This is a genomic window from Pseudomonas sp. MC6 (assembly GCF_054790575.1).
In genome coordinates this window covers 343,151-359,845 of record NZ_CP186504.1, presented here as the reverse complement: position 1 = coordinate 359,845, position 16,695 = coordinate 343,151, and the positions used below count along the sequence as shown (strand labels likewise).

The 16,695-nt window shown below is 58.6% G+C and carries 11 protein-coding genes; 6 read left to right on the top strand and 5 right to left on the bottom strand.

Annotated features, from left to right (window positions below):
• Position 1: 1 nt before the first annotated feature.
• On the bottom strand, positions 2-4,825 hold the full coding sequence (locus ACOYXE_RS01755; protein WP_460927459.1) for an NEL-type E3 ubiquitin ligase domain-containing protein: 4,824 nt from the start codon (positions 4,823-4,825) through the stop codon (positions 2-4).
• Positions 4,826-5,099: 274 nt separating this feature from the next.
• On the opposite strand from ACOYXE_RS01755, the gene ACOYXE_RS01750 reads away from it, so the two are divergent.
• From ACOYXE_RS01750 to ACOYXE_RS01730, 5 genes are all read left to right on the top strand, one after another.
• Positions 5,100-6,833, top strand: coding sequence for a dermonecrotic toxin domain-containing protein (locus ACOYXE_RS01750; protein ID WP_460927457.1), 1,734 nt, complete (start codon positions 5,100-5,102; stop codon positions 6,831-6,833).
• 166 nt (positions 6,834-6,999) lie between these two features.
• Positions 7,000-8,772, top strand: a complete 1,773-nt coding sequence (locus ACOYXE_RS01745; RefSeq protein WP_160058976.1) for an N-acetylglutaminylglutamine amidotransferase — start codon at positions 7,000-7,002, stop codon at positions 8,770-8,772.
• A 3-nt stretch (positions 8,773-8,775) separates the two neighbouring features.
• A complete protein-coding gene (gene ngg, locus ACOYXE_RS01740) occupies positions 8,776-10,524 on the top strand; it encodes an N-acetylglutaminylglutamine synthetase (RefSeq protein ID WP_405123102.1) in 1,749 nt (582 codons plus the stop codon).
• Positions 10,525-10,699: 175 nt separating this feature from the next.
• Positions 10,700-11,890 (top strand): osmoprotectant NAGGN system M42 family peptidase, encoded by a 1,191-nt coding sequence (locus tag ACOYXE_RS01735; protein ID WP_077574040.1) that lies wholly within the window; start codon positions 10,700-10,702, stop codon positions 11,888-11,890.
• Positions 11,891-12,060: 170 nt separating this feature from the next.
• Positions 12,061-12,288: a YheU family protein gene (locus ACOYXE_RS01730; protein WP_003199186.1), complete on the top strand. Its 228-nt coding sequence runs from the start codon at positions 12,061-12,063 to the stop codon at positions 12,286-12,288.
• 5 nt (positions 12,289-12,293) lie between these two features.
• On the opposite strand, the gene csrA is transcribed toward ACOYXE_RS01730, so the two are convergent.
• From csrA to ACOYXE_RS01715, 3 genes are all read right to left on the bottom strand, one after another.
• Entirely contained in the window at positions 12,294-12,479 is a 186-nt protein-coding gene (gene csrA / locus ACOYXE_RS01725; protein WP_077574041.1) for a carbon storage regulator CsrA, read from the bottom strand.
• A gap of 135 nt (positions 12,480-12,614) precedes the next feature.
• Positions 12,615-12,947, bottom strand: a complete 333-nt coding sequence (locus tag ACOYXE_RS01720; protein WP_405123101.1) for a YnfA family protein — start codon at positions 12,945-12,947, stop codon at positions 12,615-12,617.
• Between the two features lie 63 nt (positions 12,948-13,010).
• Positions 13,011-13,826, bottom strand: a complete 816-nt coding sequence (locus tag ACOYXE_RS01715; RefSeq protein WP_160058978.1) for an SDR family oxidoreductase — start codon at positions 13,824-13,826, stop codon at positions 13,011-13,013.
• A 323-nt stretch (positions 13,827-14,149) separates the two neighbouring features.
• Here ACOYXE_RS01715 and ACOYXE_RS01710 point away from each other — a divergent pair, with 323 nt between their 5' ends.
• Complete coding sequence (locus ACOYXE_RS01710) at positions 14,150-14,308, top strand: DUF3309 family protein (RefSeq protein ID WP_169432680.1); 159 nt, start codon at positions 14,150-14,152, stop codon at positions 14,306-14,308.
• Positions 14,309-14,384: 76 nt separating this feature from the next.
• Here ACOYXE_RS01710 and ACOYXE_RS01705 read toward each other — a convergent pair whose 3' ends face one another.
• On the bottom strand, positions 14,385-16,478 hold the full coding sequence (locus ACOYXE_RS01705) for an LTA synthase family protein (RefSeq protein WP_160058979.1): 2,094 nt from the start codon (positions 16,476-16,478) through the stop codon (positions 14,385-14,387).
• Positions 16,479-16,695: the final 217 nt, after the last annotated feature.

Genomic DNA, 16,695 nt, shown 5'->3' with positions numbered 1-16,695 from the left:
TTCAGTCCAGGGACATCGCACAGATGCCCAGATTCTCCAGGCGGATGGCATCGTCGGTCAGACGCGTCAGCAGAGCGTTTTCGGCCGTCTCCCGTTCAAGTCTCACCGCTTCCATTGTGCTCAGGTAGTCCGCAGAACTGAGCGCATCGGCCTGTTCGAACACGGCATCGAGTTTTGGCGAGAACGTGCCATCAATGCCCGCAAACTGTCGGCCAAACGTGCGCTTGAGGTAATCACTCCAGAACGGCTGGCGCCGCAAGAACTTCAACCACTCGGAAGACAATTCAGCCGTTTTCACCTTGTTCGTCGCCAATTCCAGATCCTCAGCGGTCACTCCCGCCAGCATGGCAAAGCGCATGTTCCGTGGCTGGCCCGGCAAATCCAGCGTGTCGGCCAGTCCCACGCGATAGGCCAGGTTCACCTCCAGCGGGTCGGCAGTCGGCACCCTGGCGGCGTGTTCCTGAGCAATCCGGTCCAGTTGATCCAGCCGGAACAGGCCACGTCCCAGTTTCAGCAGCGGTTTGGCCGTAGTGATCCGGCCACCGGCCAGGCTGGTCACCCGATCGACTTCCACGGCGACTTCCAGATAACTGAAGTTCATTGCCGCGCTGTCCGTGCAGTTGATCGGGTTGGCGGCCAGGCTCAGTACCTGATCACACAACGGCGCATCCGCTTCGGCCGCCTCCAGCACAGCCCAGACCCGCCGTTGCATCTCACTGCGCACGCGTTGCGAATCGGCCGTACTGCCCAGTTCCGAGAGCAAGTGAAACAAGCCCTCGGCTCGCGAGTCCTCTTTGAAAGCCGTCCAGACCCTGTTACGCCGGGGCCAGTCATGGCCGACACCATCGTTGAACCAAAGCAGGCGTGCCTGTTGCTCGTCGAGCCGGGCGATGTCGTTTTCCAGATAGCCCATGCCGACACCGACGTTGCCTCGGTAAGTTTCCAGAAAGGTCTTACTGGTTTCGGACAGAGGATTGGCGCGCAGGTTGAGCGCCTGACTAAAGCGTCTCGGCGTCTTGAACAGCCAGCCCGGCAGGTCTTTGATCTGATTACTGCGCAAATCCACCCAATCCAGCGACGGTAGACGCTCCAGGCCCTTGGGCATTTCGGTAAGACCGGTTTCACGCAGCAACAAACGCCGCAAATCAAACATACGGCTCACATCCGGCGTTGCGCCCAGCAAGTTATCGTTCAAATTCAGATGCTGCAGCGTGCGCAATTGGCTGAGCTTCGCCAGCGTCTGTTCGGTCAGCCGGATCTGATTGTTTGCCAGATTCAACCGTGTGAGTCCGGGCATGTGCGACAACATCTCCGGGAGCCGTGTCAGTTTGTTTTCGTCGAGTTCAAGTGATTCGATCTGCTTGAACGCCTTGAGGAAATACGCGACATCGTCATCCTGCGCCATGTTCTTGAGCGACAACTGCTGAATGTGATCGAAGCTCAGCCCCGGTGGCAACGTCGGCAACCTGGCCACGCGCATGCCGTCCAGATTCAGCACACAGACGGACTGGCCGCTTTCGTCCTTCGCCCAGAACAGCCGGCGAAAGCTGTCCTCGATCATCTCGGCCACCGCCTTGCGACTGTGCCGCAGTTCTCGCAGATCGCCCCCGGCTGCTGTCATGGCGGCGTTGTCCTCACTCCAGGTTTTCAACGTGGCTCGCAGTTTTTTCAGGTCCTGCCTTAGCGCTTTCACTCGAACCGCTCGACTCAGCGGATCATCGCCGAAGGTGTCGATCAATTGAATCGCCTGGGTTTCGGTCAAACTCGGGTAAAGCCTTCTGACCTTGCGCAACAAGGCGCGCGGATGATTCGTCGCGGATGAAGGATCGGCTTGAAGACAAGCGTGTTCATAGTCGAGCGGCTCAGCCTTGCCGCTGATCAGGATCCGTTTGCCTGGCTCACGCCCATCCAGTCCACTGTTGAGCAGCACACGACGTAATCGCGCACTGTCCGCCGCTACAGGATCGGGGAAACCCATGGCCATTCGCTGACGCGGCGGCAGCGCTTTGAGCAGTGCGCCATACAAAGCATCCGGCCCGGCGGCAATCTTGCCGAGGGATTTGCCGTCGCCGCCCAATGCTTCATACCCAGCCGCCGATTTGACCAGCGTGCAGGTTTTCAAAGACGTCGCAGCTTCTGGACCGATGCTTTCGAGAATCGGTCCTTTGAGGGTGCGGTCTCGCAGCACCAGACGCAGTTCCGCGTCCCAGCCACTCAAGTGTGGCAACAGTTGAATCGCCAGTTTTTCGGTATCGGCATTGGCGATCTCCGGTAAATCAAAGCCTGTCAGCGCGCGATCAAGGCGTACCTCGCTATTGGCCGCCCGCACCCGCTGCGCCAGCCCCAGGTGCATCCGTCCGGCGCTGTGCAGATGCACACGCTCGACACTGGACGCCCGGTCGATCAGTGCTTGCGCCTCACGGCTGGGAACCTCGGAAAACTCACTGCGCAATGGCCTGAGGTGGTCGGCGTCGCTCTGGTCATAATCTTCGTACAGGCGCTCGAACACAGCGCGACGATCAGCCTTCAGCGCCGCCCCCAGGGTCTTTGCCAACTGTTGCGCTTCAGCGCTGCTGGCGACCTTTTCCCCCAGCAAGGCTTCGACTTCGGAGCGATACAAGCCATCGATGACCGTTTGCAGCAATCGACCGCTGGCCAATTGATCGTCCGTCACCAACACACAAGCCGAATCGTCGTGCACTGGGGTCAGTGGATAGGTCGCCTTGATTTCGCCCTCGGCATCGGTGACTTCAAGATAGCGGTCGTTCGGCCAGCCGGGTAACTTCGGCAAGCCCTGCAACTGCGCCTCCACTGGCTGGCCGGAATGGATTTCGCCGTGCTCCAGCTCGCGGATCAGTTGCCGCAACTGGCGCTCGATGCGCACACGCTCCACGGCATCGCGCAACCGCCCCGGCAGCGGCAGATTGTCATTGAAGATCCGCAGCAACTGCTCGTGCGAGGTGCCACTGAGCCGGCGGATCATATCCAGATCGGTGTCGCTGAACTCACTCAGATTCGGATCGATGCGTTTGAGGGTGTAGGCGGCACTGTTCCACTGCTCGGCATGATCGGTCGCCAGTCGCCAGCCACCCTCGACATGCCGCTCCAACGGCGGCGCATAAGCCTGCGGGCGCTGCGGATGTTCGAGGCGCCAGCCCTCAGATGCTGAATCGTAGGTAACGGCGAAGATCCGATGGTCGACGCGACCGAGGGTCTTGGCGCCAACCTGATAGAACTCCTCCGAGTTATCGGCCATGGTCACCCCCCAAGGAAGCTGATGCTCATAACTGACCATGTCGGGTTTCCACAGCCGTGGCTTGCCGGACCGATTGAGAATGGTGGTGAATTGCCCGAAAAAATCGGGGTGTGACTTCACCAGTTTGCGGCCGAGCGTGCCGAGCACTTTTTGCCCGCCGGCAAACGCAGCCATCAGCGCGATGTTCTCCACCACACTGAGCAAGTGTGAAAGCGCTTGCTGGTGATCGCCACGGCGCCAGTCCTCGACACCTTCGTAGACCTCGCCCAGTAACTGCCCGACGGCAACGCCCATCATCAATTGCCCGAGCACCGGCACGACCAGACCGGCTACCGAAACCACACTCACCCCCAACTGGAGCATATCCAGCAAGCGTTTCTGGCGCACATCCTCATCGATATCCTCGGTCGGTACCGCCAGCTTGCGCGCATCCAGTTGCAGCTTGCCGACATGGCTTTGCACCATGAATTCAAAGAGCGGCACGCTGATCGGCAGTTGTTTGATGTGCCCCAACTCGGCGGTCTCGGCGAACGTCTTGAAGAAATCCGCCTTGTCATCCTCGTCGATGCTGTTGGCGAAATAATCCTTGTAGCGTTTCTCTTTCAACTGCCGGGTGAGGTATTGCTTGAATGCATTGAAACTGGAGTATTCGTACAGCGGACGTTCTGGCTCTGCGGCCATGTACACCAGGCACCATTCATCCGGATACAGCTCCACGGAACGGGCGGAAAACACCACGACGCCCCAGACACAGCTATCGAGGATCTCGATGCCTTGCATGATCAGCGGGCGCTTGTTGTAGTACAGCGTTTTCGCTGACACCACGCCGTCAGCATCAATCAGTGTCTGCAGCATTTGCAGGCCTGCCGGTGTGAGGTGGTTTTTCAGTACCGCCAGGTGCATGTCCAGTTGCAGTAACAACCTTTTCATTTTCGCGATATCGCGAGTCATCGAACGCGTGGCGATCACCTTGTCGTCGCTGCTGCGCAGACCAAAGACCTGCTGAAAATGCGCCTGATAGCGCTTGCCCAGATCCAGCTCCCGGCAAAACCTGGCGAAGGCAACTGGAGTCAGCCCCTCCACACCCGCCGGCGCACTGCTTATCCGCACCAGACTGCCCTCGGGAAACGAGTCTGTCGCCTCATCTTCGCTGAAGTTCTGCATGGCCGCTTGCAGCAGCGTCTGCGTCGCGTGCGGGATCGTCTGGATACCATCCTTGTCGGTCGATGTGGCCGGGCACCCGCAGTCGACGCCGGGCAGGCTCAACAGATCTTTTTCAACATCAAAGGTCAGCGACCATTTGCTTTTCAAGGCACTGCTCAGTTCGTCAATGCAGAACGCCTGCAAGGGTTTCAGCGCATCCAGATCCTTCTGCACGACAAGCTGAACCGAGTGCAGATCACGGACGGTCTGATCAAGGGCAGATAACGTCGCCGGGGTCGCTTTCAGCCAATGCGCCGGCAGGATTTTCTGCAAGGCTTCGGCGCTGTCCAGATCCCCTGTGGCGTCCAGCAACGCGCTCAAAATCGTGTTTTGCAATAGCTGTTCTTTTTTTGCTTCGGCTGACATTGGCAATAGTCCTTTATTGCGGGTTAGAACATCAACCTTAGCGCTTTCAAGCAATAACCAACAGCTCGAAGTTCTGACAAAAACCCAGCAAACCAACAACGTCTCTCATCATCAGTATAACTATGTACCACCCGCGCGCGCAGGGTGGTACATAGTTATATGCTTCAATCAAAAAATGGTTGTTTGAATAAGCCAATCAATCAACTAATGGCGTTATTCAACACTCCGGCGACGCCATAACATGAGAACTCCGATCGACGACGAGATTTGCCGCATGACTTCATTACTGGACAAACAGCCAAACACATTACCCAACGACGAAACGGTCAAGGCGCTACTCGACAAAATCAATGACTGGGACAAAGCCAAGATCCTCGAGCGTTTCATCTCCCATGGCTTACCCAACGCTGATGCCGCGAAACTGGCGGGGCTGCGCTCAACCCTGGTCAAGGCGATCCCTTATCAGAACTATTTCGAGAAAATGCTTCGCGAACTGGCAACGCCGGAAAAATTCTGCGGCCGAATGCTCAGAATTGAGTTGCAGAAGCAATACGCCAACGCATTCCGAAATCATGACACCATCACGCTCAAACCGGCGGCCACCAAGCACACAGCGGCGCTCAGCCTGAGCCTGCTGCATGCGGCGATGCTCAACTTCACCGATACCGAAACGGGTAAATATCACTTTTCCCTCGACAGTAAAACGCAACCCGACCCTCAGGATGCGCCGTTCGAACCGGCCGATCAGGCCAGCATCACTGCCCACGATTTTGCGGCGTTGAGCCGTACCCTCGACCTCGGCGGCGCCTATCAGAAACATCTCAACCTCACTTTTGAAGTGTCGAGTGTTCGACTGAGTGCGGTTAGTCTGGGCAAACTCAATATGAGACTTGCAGCCTACGAGAAATCCCTGACCAAACGCATATCCGATGAATTACTGTCTACCTTGGTGGACTTTACCAACGACAATAACGATATCGACAACGGTGCAACTTTCAATCAGGAAAAAATCCGTCTGATGTCGGTAAAACTTTTTCGCAAGTATACGATTCACGCAACACTGATCGTCTGTCGCCTGAACCCGACAGCGACGCAAGACAGCTACATCCTTTATATCCCCAATGATCCAGGCCAAGGCTTTTATGAGGAAAAAGACGAAGACAACATCAGAACAAGACTGGCAACGCACATCATAGCAATGCCTTCTTTGCGCAGTTCGATTGCCTCGCACCTGAACAACATCGACCAAGATGACTTTTTAAATCGCGACCACACCAACATGTCGTTAAAAGACGATATTGCTTTCACCCCGCTGGACAAGTGCATGTTTCACTCTCTTTTCATGCATCGCCTGGACAAGCTGTTATCCGACGTCAAAGAAGTGGCCGTACCGGTGGCCAATGTCAATGAAAGTGTGCATGCCCAGCGCCGGGAAAATCATCTGCGACACAGGCGCCCGCCCCTTTCCGCCACTTTGATTTATGAGTTCAGCCGGCACTGGCGCACCACCGCAGCCGATGCCTTGCTGGGCACAGTGTTCACCGGCCTCGAAAACTGGACGAGCAGAGAAAAGCACACCGCGTTGGGGCAACTGCTGGACCTGCAAAAGTCATTGGCAGCCACCGATACACAAAGCCTCGGTGCGGATGCCAGCGGCGAATCGGCAGGGGAATACTTCAAGACATTCGAAGTGCAAGAGCATCCGCACCTGCAGCAAGGGTATCGGCTGTGGAAACGCGCATTGACCGGCTATGAAGTCCCTTCTCACGTTGCAAACCGGGTGACGGATGACGCGTACTCCGACGACGATGATCGCCGGGTGCTGAACTTCAACGGGCGTCACTACATCCAGATCGACGCAACAGTGTACGAAGTGGAACCCAACCCCTTGGCCTGGCGTATTCGCCATCCTTTGAGTCGCTCTAGCTATCAGCCAGCCGTGGTGTATTCGCCCAGTGCTGGCTGGCGTTTGCACAGTCAACAGGCTGTCCCCGCGCCCCAGCCCTGACTCGCCGTCACTCGGCAATGATTGCAAGCACGCTTTGTCGTGCTATCCGCCTTATAACTTATCGTTCTAAAACTCCACTTACCGCGGCGGGTCAGTTTCTGAGTACCCGCCCTTTTGGCGAGGTACGGCTTGACCCCTCCCCAACGGAAAAACCGGTAAGGACTTTATGTGCGGATTAGCTGGCGAGTTACGTTTTGATCAACAACCTGCAGACCTTGCAGCGATCGAGAGAATCACCCATCACCTGGCCCCTCGCGGCCCCGACGCGTGGGGCTTCCATGCCCAAGGGCCGATTGCCCTGGGCCATCGACGCCTGAAAATCATGGACCTGTCGGACGGCTCGGCGCAGCCGATGATCGATAGTCAACTGGGCCTGTCCCTGGCCTTCAATGGCGCGATCTACAACTTCCCGGAACTGCGCGCCGAACTCGAAGCGCTGGGTTACGCCTTCTATTCCGGTGGCGATACCGAAGTGCTGCTCAAGGGCTATCACGCCTGGGGCGAAGCGCTGCTGCCGAAGCTCAACGGCATGTTCGCGTTTGCCATTTGGGAACGCGACGCCCAACGCCTGTTCATCGCCCGCGACCGTCTCGGCGTGAAGCCGTTGTACCTGTCGCGCACTGGTCAGCGTTTGCGTTTTGCTTCGGCCTTGCCGGCGCTGCTCAAGGGCGGCGACATCAACCCGATCCTCGATCCGGTGGCGCTCAATCACTACCTGAACTTCCATGCCGTGGTCCCGGCGCCACGCACCCTGCTGGCCGGCATTGAAAAGCTGCCACCGGCGACCTGGATGCGCGTTGAAGCCGACGGCCGCACCGAGCAGAAAACCTGGTGGACCCTGCCTTACGGCCCGCACGAAGACGAGAAAAACCTGAAGCTGGAAGACTGGGTCGACCGCGTCCTCGACAGCACTCGCGAGGCGGTGGCGATTCGTCAACGTGCGGCGGTGGATGTTGGTGTGCTGCTGTCCGGCGGCGTCGATTCGAGCATGCTCGTTGGCCTGTTGCGTGAAGTCGGCGTGGAGAACCTGTCGACCTTCTCCATCGGTTTCCAGGATGCCGGCGGCGAACGCGGTGACGAGTTTCAGTATTCCGATCTGATCGCCAAACACTACGGCACTCAGCATCACCAATTGCGCATCGACGAAAAAGAGATCATCGAGCAACTGCCCGCCGCGTTCCGTGCGATGAGCGAGCCGATGGTCAGCCATGACTGCATCGCTTTCTATCTGCTGTCGCGCGAAGTCGCCAAGCACTGCAAGGTGGTACAGAGCGGCCAAGGTGCCGACGAACTGTTTGCCGGTTATCACTGGTACCCGCAAGTCGATGGCGCAGCCGATCCGTATGCGGCGTATCGCAATGCGTTTTTCGATCGCAGCTATGACGACTACGCCGCCACCGTGCAACCGCAATGGTTGACTGCGCATGACGCGGCCGGTGATTTTGTGAAAGAACATTTCGCCCAGCCCGGCGCCGACGCAGCCGTCGACAAAGCCCTGCGTCTGGACAGCACGGTGATGCTGGTCGACGACCCGGTCAAACGCGTCGACAACATGACCATGGCCTGGGGTCTGGAGGCGCGTACGCCGTTTCTCGACTATCGACTGGTTGAACTGTCGGCCCGTGTCCCGGGCCAATTCAAGCTGCCGGATGGCGGTAAACAAGTGCTGAAAGAAGCTGCACGCCGAGTCATTCCGAGTGAAGTGATCGACCGCAAAAAAGGCTACTTCCCGGTGCCCGGCCTCAAGCACTTGCAGGGCGACACGCTGAACTGGGTACGCGAACTGCTGCTTGATCCGAGTCAGGATCGCGGCCTGTTCAACCCGGCCATGCTCGATAAATTGCTGACCGATCCGCAAGGCCAACTGACGCCGTTGCGCGGTTCGAAACTGTGGCAACTGGCGGCCCTGAACCTGTGGCTCAGTGAACAAGGAATCTGATCGATGAAACCCCACGCCACGGCCATCAACCAGCGGCTGCTTCGCGGTCAGGCACCGTCCTACGAACGCTTGCAGGCACGTCTGGCCGAAGACGGCAGCACGTTGGCCGCCGAGCCGATTGCGCTGCATTGCGGCTGGGGCCGGTTACTGATCGGCCACACCTTTCCTGACCCGGCATCGCTGGCGCAGGAACTGCTCAAAGAGCAGCCCGGCGAGCGCGATATCGCGCTGTACGTCGCTGCACCGCAGCAGATTCTCGGCCTGGAGCCGACGCAATTGTTTCTCGACCCGTCCGACACTTTGCGCCTGTGGTTCAGCGATTATCGTCAGGCCACCCGAGTGTTTCGCGGCTTTCGTATCCGCCGTGCACAGAGTGAGGCGGACTGGCAGGCGATCAATCTGTTGTATCAGGCACGCGGCATGTTGCCGATCGATGCCACACGGCTGACTCCGCATCACCAGGGCGGCCCGGTGTATTGGCTGGCCGAGGACGAAGACAGCGGCGCGGTGATCGGCAGTGTCATGGGCCTGAACCATCAAAAAGCCTTCAACGATCCGGAAAACGGCAGCAGCCTGTGGTGCCTGGCGGTTGATCCGCAGTGCTCGCGCCCGGGAGTCGGTGAAGTGCTGGTGCGGCACTTGATCGAACACTTCATGAGTCGCGGCCTGAGCTATCTGGATCTGTCGGTGTTGCACGACAACCGCCAGGCGAAAAGTCTTTATGCCAAGCTCGGTTTTCGCAACCTGTCGACCTTCGCCATCAAGCGCAAGAACGGCATCAACCAACCGTTGTTTCTGGGCCCGGGGCCGGAGGCGCAGTTCAATCCGTATGCGCGGATCATCGTTGAAGAAGCTCATCGACGCGGCATCGACGTGCAGGTGGATGACGCCGATGCCGGGCTGTTCACCCTCAGCCACGGCGGGCGTCGCGTGCGTTGCCGCGAATCGCTGAGCGACCTGACCAGCGCGATCAGCATGAGTTTGTGTCAGGACAAAAGCCTCACGCACAAAGTGCTGAAGGGCGCCGGTCTGAACCTGCCTTCGCAGCAACTGGCCGGAAATGCCGACGATAACCTGGCCTTCCTCGACGAGCATCAGCGAGTGGTGGTCAAGCCGCTCGACGGCGAACAGGGCCAAGGCGTGGCGGTGGATCTGCAGAGCATCGAAGAGGTGCAGCAGGCCATCGAAACGGCGAAGCAATTTGATAGCCGCGTGCTGCTGGAAAGCTTCCACGAAGGGCTTGACCTGCGGATTCTGGTGATTGGCTTTGAAGTGGTCGCTGCAGCGATTCGCAAACCGGCGGAAGTGGTTGGCGATGGTCAGCATTCGGTGGGCGCGTTGATCGAAGCGCAGAGCCGCCGTCGGCAAGCGGCCACCAGCGGCGAAAGCAAGATCCCGCTGGACCACGAAACCCAGCGCACCCTGCATGCGGCCGGGTATGACTACAGCAGCATTCTGCCGGCCGGTGAACATTTGTTTGTGCGGCGCACGGCAAATTTGCACACCGGCGGCACTCTGGAAGACGTCACGGCGATTCTGCACCCGACCCTGGTCGATGCCGCCGTGCGCGCGGCGCGAGCGCTGGATATTCCGATGGTTGGCCTCGACTTGATGGTGCCAGCGGCGGATCAACCGGAGTACGTGTTTATCGAGGCCAACGAACGCGCCGGGTTGGCCAACCATGAGCCGCAACCGACGGCGGAGCGCTTTGTCGATTTGTTGTTTCCGCACAGTCAGCCGGTTGTTTCTTGAATCCGCTTTGTCTGGGCTGACGCCTTCGCGAGCAAGCTCGCTCCCACATTTGGAATGCATTCCCCTGTGGGAGCGACGGTGCGACGATTCGACCTGCTCGCGAAGAGGCCCTTAAATCCACCACCCATATTTCCTCATCGAAACCATCGGTGTGCTCAACCCATCAGGAGTTTCCATGACCACGCAAATCCCCGAACCGGATCTCAACTACCTGCAAAAAGTCCTTCTGGAAATGCTCGCCATTCCCAGTCCCACCGGGTTCACCGACACCATCGTGCGTTACGTAGCCGAGCGTCTGGAGGAACTCGGCATCCCGTTCGAAATGACCCGGCGCGGCACCATTCGCGCCACGCTCAAGGGCAAGAAAAACAGCCCCGACCGCGCCGTCTCGGCGCACCTCGATACTATCGGCGCCGCCGTCCGTGCGATCAAAGACAACGGCCGTCTGACCCTCGCCCCGGTCGGCTGCTGGTCAAGCCGTTTCGCCGAGGGCAGCCGCGTCAGCCTGTTTACCGACAACGGTGTGATTCGCGGCAGTGTCTTGCCGCTGATGGCCTCCGGGCATGCCTTCAACACTGCAGTGGACGAGATGCCCATCAGTTGGGATCACGTCGAACTGCGTCTGGACGCCTACTGTGCGACCAAGGCCGATTGCGATTCGCTGGGTATCAGCATCGGCGACGTGGTGGCGTTCGATCCGCTGCCGGAGTTTACCGAAAGCGGCCACATCAGCGCCCGCCACCTCGATGACAAGGCCGGGGTTGCGGCACTGCTGGCGGCACTCAAAGCCATCGTCGACAGCGGTCAGGAACTGATGATCGACTGCCATCCGCTGTTTACCATCACCGAAGAAACAGGCAGCGGCGCGGCGGCAGCATTGCCGTGGGACGTCAGCGAATTCGTCGGCATCGACATCGCGCCGGTCGCTCCCGGCCAGCACTCCAGCGAACACGCAGTGAGTGTGGCGATGCAGGACTCCGGCGGCCCGTACGACTATCACCTGTCGCGACATTTGCTGCGTCTGGCCGGTGAAAACGAACTGCCGGTGCGCCGCGACCTGTTCCGTTATTACTTCAGCGATGCGCATTCGGCGGTGACGGCCGGCCACGATATCCGCACCGCCCTGCTCGCCTTTGGCTGTGATGCGACCCATGGTTATGAGCGCACGCACATCGACAGCCTGGCGGCTCTGAGCCGACTGCTCGGGGCTTACATTCTGAGTCCGCCGGTGTTTGCCAGCGATGCGGCACCGGCGAATGCTTCGCTGGATCGCTTCAGTCATCAGATTGAACATGACACGCAGATGGAGAGCGATACGCGGGTGCCGTCGGTGGACAGTCTGGTGGGGCAGCGTTCCGATAGTTAAATCATCGTTGTTTGGAATACCGCTATCGCGAGCAGGCGAAGGCCTACCTTGGGAATGCGTTCCCTTGTAGGAGTGAGCCTGCTCGCGATGGCGTCAGTACAGGCAACACAAAACTGGCAGCCAACCCGCAATCGCCGTAGCATCCCGACATTGATTTGACCGAGGTGCCCATGCTCATTCCCCACGACCAACTTGAAGTCGACACCCTCACCCGCCTCATCGAAGATTTCGTCACTCGCGACGGCACCGACAATGGCGATGACACGCCACTGGAAACCCGCGTGCTGCGCGTGCGTCAGGCCTTGACCAAAGGCCAGGCGCTGATCGTCTTCGACCCGGAAAGCGAGCAGTGCCAGTTGATGCTCAAGCACGATGTGCCCAAGCATCTGTTCGATTGAAATCCTCAGCGAACTTTCTGCGTGGCCTGCTTGCGCTGAATCCGCTCATAGACCTCCGCGCGGTGCACGTTGACCTTTTGTGGCGCCTCGACGCCAAAACGCACGCTGGAGCCGTTCACTGACAGAACGCGCAAGGTGATGTCATCACCGATTGAAATCAACTCACCAACGACACGGCTGAGTACAAGCATGAGATTCGTCCTTCAGGGTTAGCGAACCCTGAAGATGCGCGGCTTGCCGCGGCTCTACAATGCATGGAGGGCAAATCAGTTTTGCCTTACAGCCATGCTCGCATCAAGCCGTCAGACGTTTCCGACAACCAACCCTCACGCCGCAGAAAATCGCGGCCCGAACAGAATCACGCTGGCGCCGATCACGCACAGTGCCACGCCGATCCAGTCCGAACCCAATGGACGCACCCGCTCGACCAGCATCAGCCAGCCAATCGACGCGACGATGTAGATCCCGCCGTACGCGGCGTAGGCGCGCCCGGCATAATTGGCTTCGACGCGAGTCAACAACAACGCGAACAAGGTCAGACTGAGCAGCGCAGGAATCACCCACAGAGCACTTTTGCCCTGGCGCAGCCACATGAAGAAGGCGAAACAACCGGCGATTTCAAACAACGCCGCGAGGAAGAACCACAAGTAATTGAGCATTGACGCGTCTCGACAGGGTGACCATTGCGGCCACCCTAACGATGCCGTCTGCAACGGGCAAGGTCAGCCGTTATTCTGTTTGGCTTTGGCGCGCATTTTTTCGGCCATGGAAGTCATCTCGTTGTAGAGCAGTTGCGGATTCTTCTGCTTGATAGCCCACGCCATGCGCCCTTGTTCGTGGGGCAGGATCATGAACTCGCCGGCCGCCACTTGCTGATAAATGTAGTCGGCGATGTCCGCCGCCGTGATCGGCGAACTTTCCAGCAACTTGCCGACCTGCGCCTTCATCGCCGGCGTCGGGCCACGGAACGAGTCGAGCAAGTTGGTCTGGAAGAATGACGGGCAAACGACATGCACGGCGACTTCCTGTTGCGCCAGTTCAATCAACAGGCTTTCCGAGAGTGCAACCACGCCGGCCTTGGCCACGTTGTAGTTGCTCATCGCCGGGCCTTGCATCAGTGCGGCCATGGAGGCGATGTTGATGATTTTGCCTTTGCTTTGTTCAAGCAGCGGCAGGAATGCCTTGCAGCCCTTGACCACGCCCATCAGGTTGATCGCGATCTGCCAGTCCCAGTCTTCCAGCGACAGTTCGCTGAAGAAACCGCCGGAGGCGACACCGGCGTTGTTGACGATGATGTCGATGCCGCCGAGTTTCTCTTCGCAGGCCTGAGCGAACGCAGTGAGCTGGCTGTAATCACGCACATCGCAGCGCTGAACAAAACCGTCACCGCCCGCCTCACGGACCATTTTCAAGGTTTCCTGCAGGCCGGGTTCGCTGACGTCGGACAAGGCCAGTTGCCAGCCTTGACGCGCCCAGCGCAGCGCGATTTCGCGACCCAGGCCCGAGCCCGCACCAGTGATCATCATGCGATTTTGCATAGCACACAGCCTTGTTGTTCCGGGGAAGATGCGCGGAGTGTAGCGAAGGATTGGCGCGCGCCCACGCTCCATCAAGTTGCTGAATGCAAGATCAAAAGATCTTAGCCTTCGGCAGCTCCTACTTGGATTCGTGCAGGAGCTGTCGAGTGAAACGAGGCTGCGATCTTTTCGCTGCAAAGGAAATAATCGAGCAATCCAAATACATTAAAAAAACATTGAATTTTCTTTCACGCGCACCGGTCGGAATTTGTAAGCCGTCTGGAATTACTTAGTCTCCAGTCGCCCTTGAATACCAAGACTTCTCGAACACTATCAACAAGGAAATCGACATGGGCACAATTCTAATCATTATCCTGATCCTGTTGCTGATCGGTGGTCTGCCGGTCTTCCCGCACTCCAGAAGTTGGGGTTACGGTCCATCGGGCATTATCGGCGTGGTGTTGGTGGTGCTGTTGGTCCTGCTGTTACTCGGTCGGATATAACGCTTCAAGCGTAAAAAGAAAGAGGCCCTGTTCAGGGCCTCTTTTTTATTGCGCGGATTTTATTGTCGGCAAGCGATCAATCCGGCTTGCCGTGAATCACGCCAGCGGTGTTATCCATCAGGCTTTTGGTCGCCGTTTGCAGGAACGCTTCCAGCTTGAGTTTCAACTCGGCGGTACGCGGTGCATTCGGAACGACTTCGGCGTGCGGGTTGGCACCCAACTGGTACTGCCACATCTTCGGCCCCATGTCCTTGTCTCTCGGCAACACCAGAATCTGGTCAGCGGTGACGATGGCAGTGGTCTGCTCGCTGCCCGACGGCTTGATCACACCGAAACCGGTGTCGCCTTCAGGCAGGTTGAGCAAGTCACGGCCCCAGCACTGGTGACGCACTTCGCCACCGAGACGGCCCATGATGGTCGGCACGATGTCGATCTGCGTACCCACGGTGTGGTCACGGGTACCGAACTTCTCCTGAATGCCCGGCGCAATCATCAGCATCGGCACGTTGAAGCGACCCAGGTCCATTTCGGTGATCTGGCGTTCGTTACCGAAACCGTGGTCGCCGACGATGACGAACAGCGTTTCCTTGAAGTACGGCTCTTTGCGCGCCTTCTCGAAGAACTGACCCAGCGCCCAGTCGGAGTAGCGCATGGCGGTCAAGTGTTCGTTGAGGCTGCCACGATCGGTCACGCGCTCGACCGGCAATGGCGTCGGCAAGGCGTATGGCGTGTGGTTGGACAGGGTTTGCAGCAGCGCATAGAACGGCTTGCCGTTTTCGCGTGCTTTAAGCTCTTGCAGGCCACGGTCGAACATGTCCTGGTCGGACACGCCCCAGGTCGGATCGGAGAACACCGGGTTGACGAAGTCATTACGGCCAACGAAGTTGGTCATGCCCTGGTTGCTGAAGAACCCAGACTGGTTGTCCCAGGCGAAGTCGCCGTTGTAGACGTACACGTCGTCGTAATCACGGGCGCTGAGCACCTGCGGCAGGCCGGACAACTTGTGGCTGCCTTCCGGGGTCTGCATCAGGTATTCGAAACCTGGCAGGTTGGGGAAGCAGGCCATGGTCGCGAACATGCCCTGGTGAGTGTGCGTACCGTTGGAGAAGAAGCGGTCGAACAACAGGCCTTCCTTCGACAGTTTGTCCAGGTATGGCGTGATGTTGCCTGGCGCGCCCAATGCACCGACCGAGTGACCGGCCATGCTTTCCATCAGGATCACCACAACGTTCTTGATCGGCAGGGTCTTGTCGGTCGGCGGCGTGTAATCACGGCGCACGGCGGCAATATCGGCATCGACCAGTTTGTCATCCGGCAGCAGCAGCATGTCGCGCACGACTTTCTGCGCTTGCTCCTGCGGTAACGTGGCTTTCCAGATATTGTCGCGATCCTCGCCCATGCGGGACTTGGCGGCCTCGATCAGTGACAGCGTGGCATTAAGGCCGAGCTGGTTGGCGAAGTTCGAATCGGTGGTGTACACGTCACCCCAACGCATTGGCGGGCCTTGACGCAGAGTGCCACGGGCGGCAACCACGCAGATCAGCAGGCAGACCACAAATACCGCAAGACGGGTGTACCACGGCGCCACCTGACGGGTGCTGACGCTACCGCCGCTGAAAGGACCGCGCGGACGCGTGGCACGGTCGGCGCCTTTGAACGCCAGTGTCAGGATGACGGTGCCGATGACCCATGCCAGCAGATAGCGAACCACCGGGAAACCGTACCAGAGCATGCTCATCACGGTTTTCGGGTCTTCTTTCACATACTGGAACACCAGACCGTTGAGGCGCTGGTGGAACTCGCGGTAGAAATCCATCTCCATCAGGCCGAGAAACAGCGCAATGCTCGAGGCGATCGTCAGCCACAGACGGAAGAAACCGCGTGCAGCCATGGCGCGCGCACTGAACAGCGCCAGCACCAGCGGAATGCACACGTAAACCACCAGACGCAGGTCGAAACGCAGGCCGTTGGCGAAGGCTTCAAGGAAAGTCGAAGCCGGGGTGTCGAGGATCATCTCGCGGTTGTAGACCAGCAGCGCGAGGCGCAGCACGGAAAACATCACCATCATGACCAGCGCGCAAAGCAGCGTGTAGGCCAGATGCGATTTGACGGTCGGTTGCAGCAGGCGAGCAGAAGATCGCTGCTGATTCAGGGCGTCCGGGTTTGCCATGTCGTTTTAGGACCCATTGGAAGTTGAAGTTGCAAAAATACAGCGGCGCCATGCCCTCTATTGGTCATTCCAGACCCCGGGGCTTGCGCGGTGCGCAAATGTTGCACGATCACCCGCACCATTGCCATTGATTACTGCCCCACCGCCAGACACTTTCATTTATGGCAGCGGGCAAACAGCGCGGGCGAATTGTCAGGAACACTTTGTGAAAATTTCG